The sequence below is a fragment of the Parasphingopyxis sp. CP4 genome, from assembly GCF_013378055.1.
GTDB lineage: Bacteria > Pseudomonadota > Alphaproteobacteria > Sphingomonadales > Sphingomonadaceae > Parasphingopyxis.
The window spans coordinates 935,421-948,736 of the sequence record NZ_CP051130.1; the positions used below are offsets into that span (position 1 = coordinate 935,421).

The window sequence follows — 13,316 nt, forward strand, 5'->3', positions numbered from 1 at the left end:
CGGCGCTTGGCCGGGGCGCTTTTTGCTTTTAGAACCGGTGAGAAGGGCTATTTCCCTGGATCCATGAATAATTTAACATAATGTATATTATCGGGATATAAGATCGATGGACGTGACGCGCCCCTCTCAGCCAAATGACAGTCTCGGCGATCGCATTTCACGCCTCGCCACGATCATGGAGCGCCTCCGAAATCCCGACACCGGCTGTCCATGGGATGTCGACCAGGATTTCGCTTCAATAGCACCATATACCATCGAGGAAGCCTATGAGGTCGCTGACGCGATCGAGCATGGCGATATGGCGGCGCTGAAAGACGAGCTCGGCGATCTCCAGCTCCAGGTCGTCTTTCACGCCCGCATGGCCGAGGAAAATGGCGATTTCGACTTGTCAGCCGTAATCGATGGAATCTCGGATAAAATGGTCCGCCGGCATCCGCATGTCTTTGGCACAGAAGCAGAAAATGGTGAATCAGGACCAGGCTGGGAAGCGATCAAGGAGGCGGAAAGGGCGGAGAAGGGCCGGGAGAGCGCCCTGGACGGAGTGGCGACCGCCCTCCCCGCATTGCTACGCGCTGAAAAACTGCAAAAACGCGCGGCCCGCACGGGCTTTGATTGGCCTGATGAAAGTGGCCCGCGCGGCAAGATTGATGAGGAAATCCGCGAAGTTGAGACGGCCGAGACCGATGCGCAACGCGCCGAAGAAATTGGAGACTTGCTCTTTGCTGTGGTCAATTGGGCCAGGTTTCACAAAATCGATCCCGAAGCCGCCCTCCGCCATGCAAATTCCAAATTTGAACGGCGTTTTCGATCTATGGAAACACAAGCTGGAGATGGTTTCACCAAGCTAAGCCTCGAGAAAATGGAAGAATTATGGGTGATTGCCAAATCTGAAAAGGCTTCACCCGAGGATCAAGACCGCCTCTGGAATTCTACCAAATCGCAGGAATCCTATTGACTGGCCACCCGACCCTGGAATCGCGCCCAATCGATAGCGGAAAGACTTACCGATACTTCTAAAGTATCGCCTTCAACATCCTGTTTGATAACTTTTCCGTTACGATGGAGCCAGGCAAGATTCTCGCCGTCAGACACCGCCAGACTGACATCATGCACTGCACTGCCCCGGTCCAACTGCTCGACCATCAGGGAGCGAAGCGCCTCGACCCCCTCCCCGGTTAATGCTGAAACCGCAACTACATCGTCTCGCCGGTCAGCGGCAGTGCATATCTGGTCATGCGTATCCTGCGGTAAAGCATCGATCTTGTTCCATGCCTCAATCATGGGGACATCCCCTTCCCCGCCGGCGCCGATTTCCGCCAAAACCTGCTCAACGTCCAACCGCTGCGCATCGCTATCCGGGTGCGCGATATCGCGAACATGGACGATCAAATCAGCCGCATTCACCTCTTCAAGCGTTGCCCGGAACGCGGCAACCAGCTGGGTGGGCAAATCCGATACAAATCCAACGGTGTCTGACAGTATAGCCTTATCGAGGCCTGGCAATGCGATCTCTCGCATCGTTGGATCAAGGGTGGCAAATAGCAGGTCTGCCGCCATGACGTCACCGCCGGTCATCTGATTGAAAAGTGTAGATTTTCCGGCATTTGTATAGCCGACCAGTGCGATAACCGGCCAGGGTGCCTTTTGCCGTCGAGAGCGATGCAGCGTGCGGGTTCTGCGGACTTGCTCAAGCTCTTTGCGCAGCTTGGCCATGCGATCCCGGATCATCCGCCGATCGGCCTCGATCTGCGTTTCACCTGGGCCGCCGAGGAAGCCGAAACCACCCCGCTGCCGTTCCAAGTGAGTCCAGCTCCGGACGAGCCGGCCGGCCTGATAATCAAGATGCGCGAGTTCGACCTGCAATCGACCTTCTGCGGTTGCTGCACGTTCCCCGAATATTTCAAGAATAAGGCCAGTTCGGTCGATGACCTTGACCTTTAGTTCATCTTCAAGGTTCTTTTGCTGAACGGGCGTCAAAGCGGCATCGACTATCGCGATACTGGCCTCCGCCAGACGGACATCAACCGCCAGTCGATCAACCTGCCCTTTGCCAAACAGCGTAGCGGGACGCATCTGGCGGAGCCGGAGCGCTTTTTTCTCTACTACATCGATGCCGATAGCTTCAGCCAGGCCTGCAGCCTCTTCAAGCCGCGCATCGCTGTCACGGCTCTCTTCCCGGCCGAAATCGGGGAAGATGACGAGCGCGCGATCGCCGCGCCTCAGTCCGTCCAATTCATCGCGATCAAAAACGCTCAAGGCTGGTTATCGGGATCTGCGCTGCCAAGATCGACCGGATTGCTGGGCTGGACGGTCGAAATTGCGTGTTTGTATACGAGCTGAGATTGTCCATCCCGGTTCAAAAGCAGGCAGAACAGGTCGAAAGCCGCGACTTCACCCTGCAGCATCACGCCGTTCACAAGGAACATCGTCACTGGATCGCGATCGCGCTTCACAGCGTTGAGAAAGATTTCCTGCAGCAGCTTGCCGCGTTTTTCCTCTGCAAATGTCTCTTCGATCTCCGACAGATCAACCGGGCCACCCGGCATAATCGTTGAGATTGCATGCTTGTACACCAACTGCGACTGGCCATCACGGCGCAGCAGCACAGAGAAATTATCAAACCAGGTGATTACGCCCTGCAATTTCACGCCTTTTACGAGGAACATCGTAACTGGTGTTTTCGATTTGCGCAGCGTGTTGAGAAACAAATCCTGAAGTATGTTGACCTTTTCAGCCATTATGGCCTCCGGTTCTTGGCGGGTCGTAGCCCGCTGGGCATCGTTAATCGACGTCTCACGACGAGGCGGCGACCCGCCTCACCCTGAAATGTAGGTCTAACAGCGCCTGACTTCAATCAGTTGTTGTTCTTCTTGTTTTCGTTGAGGCCCAATGTCTTGAGCTTGCGGTGCAAGGCCGAGCGTTCCATCCCGATGAAAGTCGCCGTCCTGGAGATATTGCCTGAGAAGCGACGAATCTGAACGCGCAGATATTCGCGTTCGAATGTTTCGCGTGCTTCGCGAAGCGGTGTGCCCATAATTGCGCGCGCGCCCTTGTCCGGCGTAATCTGCAGCTGATCTTCGAGAATTTCCGCCGGCAACATATCGGCATCGATCCGGGCAATTCTGTCGCCTGGCGCGAGAATGATAGTGCGTTCGACAATGTTGCGAAGCTGGCGAACATTGCCCGGCCATTCATAGGCTTGCATTGCGGCGATTGCTTCGTCCGATATCTCCGGATTTGGCACCCGACGCTCCGACGCGTAGCGCGCGGCAAAATGCTCGACCAATGCGGGAATATCCTCGCGACGCTCGGCGAGTGGTGGAAGATGAACCGGCACAACATTGAGCCGGTAAAACAGATCTTCGCGGAATCGACCTTCGGCAATTTCCGTTTCCAGATCGCGGGCTGTCGAAGAAATCACACGGACGTCGACATTTACGAGACGCTGTCCGCCGATGCGGTTGAAGCGTTGATCGGTAAGGACGCGCAAAATACGACCTTGCGCCGCAAGCGGCATGTCGCCAATCTCGTCAAGAAAAAGCGTCCCGCCATGGGCCTGTTCAAGCAGGCCCGGCCGTGCTTTTTCGTCTTCTTCCGTACCGAACAGTTCTTCCTCAACTCGCTCAGCCGTCATGCGCGCCGCACTTACGACGACGAACGGTGCATTGGACCTTCCGCTCCAGCTATGCAGCAAGCGCGCGGCCACTTCCTTGCCAACGCCAGCAGGTCCGGTGATCAGCACCCGGCTGCCGGTTCCTGCAACGCGTTTCAACGTCGCGCGAACCCCATTGATGGCGCTCGAATTGCCGGTGAGCTCGTCTTCTTCGCCAATCCGCGCCTTGAGCGATTCATTTTCGCGGCGCAGTCGATCGGTCTCCGTCGCCCGTGATACCAGATGGAGCAGGCGAGCCGCCTCAAATGGTTTTTCGATGAAGTCAGCCGCACCCCGGCGGATCGCGGCAACGGCCGTATCCAGATTGCCATGGCCAGAAATCATCAGCACCGGCAAGCTAGGATCGCGCTGCTTGATCTCGTCCAGCAGATCCAGGCCGTCAAGTTTGGATCCCTGTAGCCAGACGTCGAGCAAGACCAAAGATGGCCGGCGGTCCTCCAGCGCGGCGATCGCTTCATCGCTGCTTCGTGCGGTGCGCGCCTCATAGCCTTCATCTTCCAGTACGCCAGCGACAAGTTCGCAGATATCTGCTTCATCATCGACTACGAGAATATCGAGCGACACTAGGATGTCTCCTCTTCGTTACGCGTTAACTGAAACAGGCGATCGTCGCCCTCTGCATCGGCCTCGGCCATATCCTGAAGCGGTCTCAGCGCGGCATGATCGAGCGCTATCCGTACCCGCGTTCCGCCGCCATCCCGGTCGGAAAAAGCAACCGTGCCAAAATGCTCTTCGACAATCTTTTTGACAATCGCCAACCCCAAGCCAGTGCCACTTTCTCGAGTTGTCATATAGGGTTCGGTCAATCGCTCACGCTCGGCGGGCAATCCGACGCCATTATCTTCTACCGTTATGACTGTTCGATCATCTTCGAGGATGACGCCCAGATATACTGCGCCGCCAGGCTCACCCTCACCATGGCGTTGCTCGACAGCCTCGACGGCATTTTTGACCACATTGGTCAATGCTTGTCCAAGCTGGCGTCGATCGCAGACGAGAGATGGGACATCGCCTGCGACCTGCTGATCGAACGTGATCTCAGGATGAGCCACTTCGTGCAGGAACACCGCCTGTCGAGCGATATCGACAATCGATTCTTCGCGAAACACCGGCTTCGGCATCCGCGCAAATGAAGAGAATTCATCGACCATCCGGCGCAGGTCGCCAACCTGACGGACAATTGTGCCGGTCAGTTTGGAAAACACGCCGCTATCCGGATCGGCCGCGTCACCAAAGCGCCGTTGCAGCCGCTCGGCAGCAAGCTGAATGGGTGTCAGCGGATTTTTGATCTCATGTGCGATGCGGCGCGCCACGTCAGACCAAGCTGCGCGTCGTTGATCGAGTAGCTGCTGTGTGATGTCGTCAAAGGTAAGCACATGGCCGCCCTGGTCCTCGACGATCTTCACGGCCAGTGTTTTCAGTTCGCCGCCACTTGTCATCTGGATGGTCTTTTCGCTTTCCCCACCTTCCAGCAAGCGATCGAGCTCCGGACCGATTGAATCGAGACATTCACCCATCACAGCCTGCTGGTCTGCTTCCATGAGTTCAGCCGCAAAGCGGTTGATCAAGCGGATCCGGCGCTCGCCATCTACGGATACAACACCTGCCGTCACACTCGACAACACCGCCTCGGTAAAGGCTCGCCGACTATCGAGCTGGTCGTTGGCCAGGACCAGCGCACCGGTTTGTTCTTCGAGCCTTCCCGTCATGCCATTAAAAGCGCTCGCCAATATCCCGATCTCATCCCGCGAATCTGGTTCGGGAACCCGCGTGGTCAAATCGCCGTCAGCCACTTTACGTGCCGCCTCGACAAGGAATCCTACCGGCCGGACCAGACGATCCGCGACGGTCAAAGCAATCCAGATCGCAGCTGCAACGATCAACAGAGAAATGACGAGCAGTGCTGCGTTAAACCGCAACTGCATAACCTGACCGCGATCGATCAGCTCATCATAATCATTTAGGATAGCGGTTGCGCGTTCGGTTTGCAGTTGCATCTGCGGATCAGAAGCCCGGGAGGCGTAGATTAGGAAAGGCGAATCCTCAGCAAAACGCGCAAGCGCCTCGAACCGATCACCGGCGTCATTCACGGCAGACTGGCTTTCGGCATCCAAGGTGGCGAGCAGCGACGCCGTCAATCGTGATTCCATCGATTCATCGTCTGGATTGACGAGCGCGACAGTGCGGACTTCGCCCCCCTCACCCACCGTGAAAATGGCGGCATCCGACAGCTCGCGCGCATAGACTTGGAAGGCGAAGTTCTCGACAAATTCTGGCGTCTCGAAAGATCGCCCCTCTACCAATGGCGCGAGGTCAGCGGCCATCGTTCGCGTTTCCGCCTCAACCTCTTCGAGGCTTTGGACATAGAAATCCTGCGCAAGACTACCGGCATTCTCCAGCGTATCGCGCGCGCGCTCGGAGAACCAAAATTCGACGCCATATTGGAACAACAGGGAAGCAAAGATCACGACGAGCAATGTCGGAACAGCCGCAATTCCGGAGAACAAGGCCACCAATCGTACGTGCAATCGCCCTTTGCCGCCGATCGGTGAACGCGCCGCTCGCCGTTGGGCAATCCGTCTTGCCATCAGCACCATCAAAAACATCGCTGGAACCAGCAATGAGACCAGTAACAAGGCAGTCAGAAATGGCGTTAGGAACAGCTCGTCCGATTCCTGGCGCGACAAGATGAAGTAAGTGAGCGCGACCATAGAGAGCGAAATACCGAGCGTGATCAGCTCAATAGACGGCATAAACCAGCTCGCACGACGGAGGCCCTCGAGCCCCCTCTCTTCGCTGGTCACATCATTGGTAGCTGCGTCGCTTGCCATCGTTGCACGGCTAACACAGGCGCGTTGCATAGAAAACACAGTTTTCCATGGCACCCGCGATATTCTGCCGATTAGGAAGGGCGCTCTGCCGCAACTAGTCTCAATTCCGCATCAGGCCGCGGCGCGATCAACTGCAGGTCCAAAGAAATCGGCCAGCATTTGCAGCACCTGCTCAGGATCGATTTCCTGGTTTGCGCGATTGCGAAACTCAGCCGAACCCGGCAGTCCCTTAGTATACCAGCCAATATGCTTGCGAGCGACTTTGACGCCGACGTCTGGGCCGTACAGTTCCAGCATGTCGCGATAGTGGCCGGCAATCACATGATACTGTTCGCCAAGCGAAGGATCAGGGCGACGCTCGCCATGGTTGAACCAGTGCATTACCTGGCTGAGCAGCCAAGGTTTGCCATAGGCACCACGGCCGATCATCACGCCATCCGCACCAGATAATCGCAGCGCTTCCTCAGCATCTTCAATTGAGCAGATGTCGCCGTTGACGATCACCGGGAGAGACACGGCCTGTTTTACGTTCGAAACAAATTCCCAATCCGCATGCCCTTTATACATCTGGCAACGCGTGCGACCGTGGACCGTAATCATCTGCGCGCCAAGATCCTCGGCGATATGGGCGAGCTCGGCGGCGTTCCGGCTGTTATCGTCCCATCCGGTGCGCATCTTCACAGTCACCGGCACATTCACGGCCTTTACCGTTGCTTCGATCAGCGAGGCAGCAAGCGGAAGATCCCGCATCAAGGCAGACCCGGCATCGCCATTGACGACCTTTTTGACCGGACACCCCATGTTGATGTCGATAATCGCAGCGCCACGATCTTCGTTCAAGCGCGCCGCTTCCGCCATCACCTTGGGTTCACAACCTGCAAGCTGCATCGATACCGGCTCTTCAGTCGGATCCCAGGACGCTTTCTGGAGAGACTGTCGGGTTTCGCGGATCATCGCATGACTGGCGATCATCTCGGTCACATTCAGTCCCGACCCATATCGCCGGACGAGACGACGGAACGGTCGATCGGTGACGCCGGTCATCGGCGCCAGGATTACCGGCATGTCGATCGTCAACGGACCGATAGAAATAGGATCGAGTTTCATCATCTTGCGTATCTGTCTGCTCTCGTGATGGGGCGCATCTAGTGACAAAGCCGTTGGCGAGCAAGCTGACGCTCGGCTAAGGGGTCGCAATGGCCGACGCAAAACCCCGAACCACTGCTCTGATTGTGGCCGCCGGAAAAGGCGAACGCGCGGGCGGCGAAATCCCCAAACAGTTTCGGCGATTTCGAGGAAAGCCGGTTCTCACACATGCGATCGATGCGCTGGCCGTCCACCCTGCAATCGATGAAATTCGCGTTGTGATCGGATCTGGCCAGGAAGAACTGTATCGCGAAACAATCGAAACAAAGGAGCTCGGCGATCCAATCATCGGGGGCACCACGCGGCAAGAATCCGTTCGCAATGGCCTAGAAGCATTGGCGGCAAGCACTCGACCGGACCGTGTGCTGATTCATGATGCAGCGCGACCATTTACCCCGATAGCGGTCGTCGATCGTCTCGTTGGCGCACTGGATAGTGAGACCGCCGCAATTCCTGCCCTACCGGTTGTTGATAGCTTGGCCCGAACAGACGGCAGCACCGTCGATCGAGCAGACTTTGTTACCATCCAGACTCCGCAGGCATTTCATTTCGATGCCATCCTAGCAGCGCATCGGGCCTGGGCTGCGGATAGCTCGGCAACCGACGATGCGGCAATTGCCCGCAGTGCGGGGCATGAAGTTGCGCTGGTTGAGGGTGATCCGGCGCTCAAAAAGATTACTTTCGCAGAGGATTTTGCAATGCCCTCTCCCACCATCACACGCACTGGCCTTGGCTATGATGTCCACGCTTTTGAGGATGGCGACCATGTTTGGCTGTGCGGTATCCAAATCCCGCATTCAAAAAGCCTGGCCGGTCATTCCGATGCCGATGTCGGACTCCATGCACTTACAGATGCAATCCTGGGCGCCCTTGGAGAAGGCGATATTGGTGATCATTTTCCACCCAGTGATCCGCAATGGAAAGGCGCCGCTTCTTACCGCTTCCTCGAACATGCGCGTGATCTGACCACTGGCCGTGGCATGGCGATTCATCATGTCGACCTGACTCTAATCTGCGAAGCACCTAAGGTCGGGCCGCATCGGTCCGCCATGCGCACGCGAATTGCTGAGATACTCGCCATTCCGGAGAGTTCGGTTAGCGTGAAGGCGACGACAACTGAGCGGCTCGGCTTTACAGGCAGAGGCGAAGGGATTGCCGCACAGGCGATTGCAACGATCGGATAACTGGGAGGGGAACCATGAGATTGAGAAAACTGGCCGCAGGAGCGGCATTGATAGGCATGTCCGTTCAGGTGGCTGCGCAACCGGCCTGCCTGACAACCGCCGAGGCAGAAACACTCGTCCAGGCGATGCTGCCGAGTTTGATCGATAATGCCAGCGAACAATGCGCGTCGTATCTTCCAGCCAACAGCGCAATCGTTGCGCGCGGAGATGCCCTGAGCCAGCGTTATACGCCTGCCGCCGACATGGCACGCGATGAAGCTGCGGGCCTCGCCTTGCGGGTGCTTGACAACGGTGAAGATTCACCAGGCCTTGATGCTGAATCTGGGGGCGAATTGATTATCGGCTTGTTCGAAATGGGTATCGGAGTTGCGCTGGCTGAAATGCTCAATGCAGAAAGCTGCCCCACGGCGGATCGTGTCTTCACGGCCCTGGAACCCCTTCCCTCCCGAAATTTCGCGGGACTGCTTACGCTCTTGATCGAGATCGGCAGCGCCGATGATGAGGAAGAGGGTGAAAGCCCTGGTCCATTTGCAATCTGCCAGACCGCAACCGGCTGACCAAGGATGAACCGGTGAACCTTCTTCCCGACGCACTTGTCGAAAAAGCCCGCGAGGTCGTCGATCGCAACCGCGCTACTGGCCGTCGAATCGTGGTCGCAGAAAGCTGCACAGGCGGGCTCGTCGGCGCCGCCCTCACCGAGATAGCCGGCTCATCGGACGTGTTTGACGGCGGTTTCGTAACCTATGCCAATGAAGCGAAGATCGGCCTGCTCGGGGTTAATGCGGATGTCCTCGAAACTTTCGGCGCGGTGTCAGAAGCTGTCGCTTGGGCGATGGCACTTGGTGCGCTCGAACGAACGCGCGCCGATATTGCCGTTTCGATTACCGGTATCGCGGGTCCTGGCGGTGGAACCGACAAGAAGCCTGTGGGCACGGTTGTATTCGGTCGCGCGCTTCGAGGCACCGATCCGGAAAAAATCGAAGCCTATCAGAAAACATTTGAGGATAATGGCCGAGCCGGTGTGCGCCTTCAGGCAGGGCTATGGGCGTTGGAGCTGCTGCTTCCCGAATAGCCGGAGGAGCCGTAGAGTTCGTCGGCACGCGCTTCGAAACTGTCGGTCATCTTCCGCAAGGCGCGATCGAATACCTGCCCCGCAAGGCTTTCGAACATCTTGTTCCTGAACGCGAAATCGACCAGAAACTCGATCGTACATCCGCCGTTCGGATCGGGTTCAAAGCCCCATTCATTGTGCAGATATTTTAACGGCCCATCGAGATAATCGACAGATATCCGCCCGGGCCGTTCCTTGTGCACTTTTGAGGTAAAGGTTTCGCGCAGGGATTTGAATCCCACCACAAGATCGGCCACCATTTCCGTCTCACTGTCAGACCGGATCCGTGTTGCGACCACCCAGGGAAGAAATTCTCCATAGCGACCGACATCAGCCACCAGTTCAAACATCTGTTCAGCGCTATAGGCTATGTGGCGGGATTCGCTATGACGGGGCATCGATTGGTGGCTTAGTCCTTCGCCAACTTGGCTTCGCGCGCGGCCCGCAGCTTTTCGAAATCATCACCAGCATGATAGCTGGAGCGCGTCAGTGGGCTGGAAGCCACCAAAAGGAAGCCCTTCGCGCGAGCAATTCCGGCATAGGCGTCAAATGCCTGCGGACTGACAAAGTCGGCAACCTTGGCGTGCTTTGGTGTTGGTTGGAGATATTGGCCCATGGTCAGGAAGTCGACCCCGGCGGATCGCATATCGTCCATCACCTGATGCACTTCCATCCGCTCTTCTCCGAGGCCCAGCATGACGCCAGATTTCGTGAAGATTGACGGATCGAGGCGCTTTACCTGCTCGAGCAAGCGGAGCGACGCATAATAACGCGCGCCCGGACGAATGGTCGGATACAGACGCGGCACCGTTTCGAGATTATGGTTATAGACGTCCGGCCGCGCGGCAACGATTGCTTCGACCGCCGCTTCGGACTTGTTGCGGAAATCGGGTGTGAGGATCTCGATTGTGGTGTTTGGTGTCGTGGCCCGCAAGGCTTCAATCACTTTAACGAACTGGCTGGCACCGCCATCGGCCAAATCATCCCGATCCACCGACGTCACCACGATATGCTCAAGCCCCAGCTTTGCAGCCGCGTCCGCCGTGTGCTGAGGTTCCAGGGCATCCACCGCAGACGGCATACCGGTTTTCACATTACAAAAGGCGCAGGCCCGGGTGCAGACATCGCCCAAGATCATCACCGTCGCATGCTTTTTCGACCAGCATTCGCCGATATTCGGGCACGCCGCCTCTTCGCATACGGTGTTGAGGTTCAATTCGCGCATCAGCTTGCGCGTCTCGTTGAACGTATCGCCCATCGGCGCCTTTACGCGGATCCAATCTGGCTTGCGCTGGCGCTTGGGTGATTTTTCAACAGTTTCGATGGCAATTGCGTCGGTCATGCGGCCCAAATAGCAATGCACAGGGGTGAATCCAACCATAGTTGGCAAGCTGCAAGGGATCATTTAGCGCACAATCATGGACATCGTGATCGCCACGCTGACCTCGCCGGTCATCCTCTTCTTCATTCTTGGCATGTTGGCGGCCTTTGCTCGGTCCGATCTTGCGATACCCGAAGCGATCGCCAAGGGCCTTTCACTCTACCTGATGGCCGCGATCGGGTTGAAAGGCGGCGTTGCCGTTTCGGAATCCGGTTTCACGCCGGATTTGGCACTTGCAGCCGCCGCCGGTGTCGCCCTCTCCTTCCTTATTCCCTATTTTGCGTTCGCTTTATTGCGGAGCTTCGGTCGGCTCGACCAGGTGAATGCCGGCGCTGTTTCGGCCCATTATGGCTCGGTCAGTGTTGTCACCTTCGTCACGGCTACGGAGATTTACACCGGCCAATCAATCGGCCCTGCTGGCTATATGGTCGCGGTGCTCGCACTGATGGAAACGCCAGCGATTATCAGCGGTCTGATGCTCGCCCGGCGCGGCGAAAAACGCGCAGACAGCGCGGGCGGCGGATTGATGCACGAAGTCCTCCTCAACGCCTCGGTGGTCCTCTTGATGGGTAGCTTCCTGATCGGCCTTGTCGCGGGCCCATCCGGGTTCGAAGCGATTGCGCCCTTGTTCCAGATCCCATTCACCGGCGTCTTGTGCTTCTTCCTGCTCGATATGGGCCTAGTTGCAGCGCGCCGGCTGGTCGAATCCCGGGCGATGACAGTGCGGCTGACCATCCTCGGCATCCTGTTTCCGATTGCCAATGGCGTGATCGGAACCGTGTTGGGCACCGCTATCGGCCTTGATGTCGGCTCTGCGGCCGCGCTGGGCGTGCTTGGTGCCAGCGCCTCCTATATCGCGGTTCCGGCAGCCATGCGTATGGCGCTGCCCGAAGCGGACCCTGGCCTCTATCTTTCCATGTCACTTGGCGTCACCTTCCCATTCAACATCATTTTTGGCATTCCGCTGTTCGCAGCCCTTGCGCAGGCGATAGGATAACCATGGTTGAAACCGTAACCCGCAAACGCATCGAGATCCTGGTGGACAAGCCGCTCGCGCAAGTCCCGATCCAGGCGGCAGCGGATGTCGGCATTGCCGGATATTCGCTCGTGCCCGTCCAGTCGGGATCCGGCCGGCATGGCAGCTGGCGCAATGACCGTATCTCTGGCGCAGAGAATAAAGTCCTATTCCTGACCATCGCATCTGAAGACAAAGCCGATGCATTGGTTGAAGCACTCGCGCCCAAACTTGATAGCCACAGCCTGCTGCTCACGGTTGCCGATGTACAGGTTGTCAGAGGAGACCGTTTCTAATGCCTGAATTTGGTGCGCTGCTTGATGGATACTACCGCTTCCGCGCTGGCGACTACGCCGCCCAAAAGCGTCGTTATGACAATCTCGCAGATGAGGGACAGCACCCGCCCGTGATGATCATCGGCTGTTGCGATAGCCGCGTCGATCCCGCTACGATCTTTGATACCGTTCCAGGTCAGATGTTTGCCCTGCGCAATGTGGCCAATCTGGTTCCGCCCTATCAACCCGATGACGGCCTGCACGGTGCTTCGGCGGCTATCGAGTTTGCGGTGGTCCATTTGGAGGTGCGCCATCTGGTCGTGATGGGCCATGGCAAATGCGGCGGCATCTCGGCCTCGCTCCATGGGGAGGGTCGCGGCGTACCAGGCGAGAGTTTTATCGATGACTGGATGACGATCATCGAGGACGGTCGCAACCGGGTTGTCGAACGCGTGGCTGCCGACCCCTCCCTTGATGCCCAACGCGAGTTGGAGCTGGAAGGTATTCGAACCAGCCTCCGCAACTTGCTCACCTTCCCCTATGTTGCCGAACGTGTCGAAGCGGGAACACTCAAACTCCATGGTGCATGGTTCGCAATTTCCGAAGGCGAACTGCATGTCATGGATGATGAGACTGGCGAATTTGCCCCCGCCTGAGGGCCACCCCTCCCCTAGCCAACTTCTTTCCGGCTGCTAAGGCT

At 57.3% G+C, this 13,316-nt stretch carries 14 protein-coding genes; 7 read left to right on the plus strand and 7 right to left on the minus strand.

What is annotated here, in order from left to right:
* Positions 1 to 106: 106 nt before the first annotated feature.
* Positions 107 to 955 carry a nucleoside triphosphate pyrophosphohydrolase gene (gene mazG, locus HFP51_RS04445; protein WP_176874554.1) on the plus strand — a complete coding sequence of 283 codons (849 nt, stop codon included), beginning with the start codon at positions 107 to 109 and terminating at the stop codon, positions 953 to 955.
* On the opposite strand, the gene hflX is transcribed toward mazG, so the two are convergent.
* The 5 genes from hflX to dusB all read right to left on the minus strand — a co-directional run bounded on the left by hflX (position 949) and on the right by dusB (position 7,614).
* Positions 949 to 2,256 carry a GTPase HflX gene (hflX, locus tag HFP51_RS04450; protein WP_176874555.1) on the minus strand — a complete coding sequence of 436 codons (1,308 nt, stop codon included), beginning with the start codon at positions 2,254 to 2,256 and terminating at the stop codon, positions 949 to 951. The two genes, mazG and hflX, sit on opposite strands and share 7 nt — an antisense overlap.
* Entirely contained in the window at positions 2,253 to 2,738 is a 486-nt protein-coding gene (gene hfq, locus HFP51_RS04455) for an RNA chaperone Hfq (protein ID WP_176874556.1), read from the minus strand. Before hfq ends, hflX begins: the two co-directional genes overlap by 4 nt.
* A gap of 116 nt (positions 2,739 to 2,854) precedes the next feature.
* A complete protein-coding gene (locus HFP51_RS04460; protein WP_176874557.1) occupies positions 2,855 to 4,237 on the minus strand; it encodes a sigma-54 dependent transcriptional regulator in 1,383 nt (460 codons plus the stop codon).
* Positions 4,237 to 6,504 carry an ATP-binding protein gene (locus tag HFP51_RS04465; RefSeq protein WP_255454853.1) on the minus strand — a complete coding sequence of 756 codons (2,268 nt, stop codon included), beginning with the start codon at positions 6,502 to 6,504 and terminating at the stop codon, positions 4,237 to 4,239. Before HFP51_RS04465 ends, HFP51_RS04460 begins: the two co-directional genes overlap by 1 nt.
* A gap of 111 nt (positions 6,505 to 6,615) precedes the next feature.
* Positions 6,616 to 7,614, minus strand: a complete 999-nt coding sequence (dusB, locus tag HFP51_RS04470; RefSeq protein WP_176874558.1) for a tRNA dihydrouridine synthase DusB — start codon at positions 7,612 to 7,614, stop codon at positions 6,616 to 6,618.
* Between the two features lie 86 nt (positions 7,615 to 7,700).
* Here dusB and HFP51_RS04475 point away from each other — a divergent pair, with 86 nt between their 5' ends.
* From HFP51_RS04475 to HFP51_RS04485, 3 genes are read left to right on the plus strand one after another with little or no spacing between them, the layout of a single operon-like run.
* Positions 7,701 to 8,834 carry a bifunctional 2-C-methyl-D-erythritol 4-phosphate cytidylyltransferase/2-C-methyl-D-erythritol 2,4-cyclodiphosphate synthase gene (locus tag HFP51_RS04475; protein WP_176874559.1) on the plus strand — a complete coding sequence of 378 codons (1,134 nt, stop codon included), beginning with the start codon at positions 7,701 to 7,703 and terminating at the stop codon, positions 8,832 to 8,834.
* 14 nt (positions 8,835 to 8,848) lie between these two features.
* The gene (locus HFP51_RS04480; protein WP_176874560.1) at positions 8,849 to 9,391 is read left to right on the plus strand and encodes a hypothetical protein; all 543 of its coding nucleotides are present in this window, start codon (positions 8,849 to 8,851) and stop codon (positions 9,389 to 9,391) included.
* Positions 9,392 to 9,405: 14 nt separating this feature from the next.
* Positions 9,406 to 9,906 (plus strand): CinA family protein, encoded by a 501-nt coding sequence (locus HFP51_RS04485; protein WP_255454854.1) that lies wholly within the window; start codon positions 9,406 to 9,408, stop codon positions 9,904 to 9,906.
* Here the strand turns inward: HFP51_RS04485 and HFP51_RS04490 are convergent.
* Entirely contained in the window at positions 9,864 to 10,343 is a 480-nt protein-coding gene (locus HFP51_RS04490) for a type II toxin-antitoxin system RatA family toxin (protein ID WP_176874561.1), read from the minus strand. The two genes, HFP51_RS04485 and HFP51_RS04490, sit on opposite strands and share 43 nt — an antisense overlap.
* Positions 10,344 to 10,354: 11 nt before the next feature.
* The gene (gene lipA / locus HFP51_RS04495) at positions 10,355 to 11,287 is read right to left on the minus strand and encodes a lipoyl synthase (RefSeq protein ID WP_255454855.1); all 933 of its coding nucleotides are present in this window, start codon (positions 11,285 to 11,287) and stop codon (positions 10,355 to 10,357) included.
* A gap of 76 nt (positions 11,288 to 11,363) precedes the next feature.
* Between lipA and HFP51_RS04500 the strand changes: the two genes are divergently transcribed.
* Genes HFP51_RS04500 through HFP51_RS04510 form a run of 3 tightly spaced genes read left to right on the plus strand, consistent with a single transcriptional unit; the run spans position 11,364 to position 13,272 of the window.
* The gene (locus HFP51_RS04500) at positions 11,364 to 12,323 is read left to right on the plus strand and encodes a sodium-dependent bicarbonate transport family permease (protein WP_176874563.1); all 960 of its coding nucleotides are present in this window, start codon (positions 11,364 to 11,366) and stop codon (positions 12,321 to 12,323) included.
* Positions 12,324 to 12,325: 2 nt separating this feature from the next.
* Entirely contained in the window at positions 12,326 to 12,637 is a 312-nt protein-coding gene (locus tag HFP51_RS04505) for a hypothetical protein (RefSeq protein ID WP_176874564.1), read from the plus strand.
* Positions 12,637 to 13,272, plus strand: a complete 636-nt coding sequence (locus HFP51_RS04510) for a carbonic anhydrase (protein WP_176874565.1) — start codon at positions 12,637 to 12,639, stop codon at positions 13,270 to 13,272. The genes HFP51_RS04505 and HFP51_RS04510 overlap by 1 nt, the downstream gene beginning before the upstream one ends.
* The last annotated feature ends 44 nt before the right edge of the window (positions 13,273 to 13,316 follow it).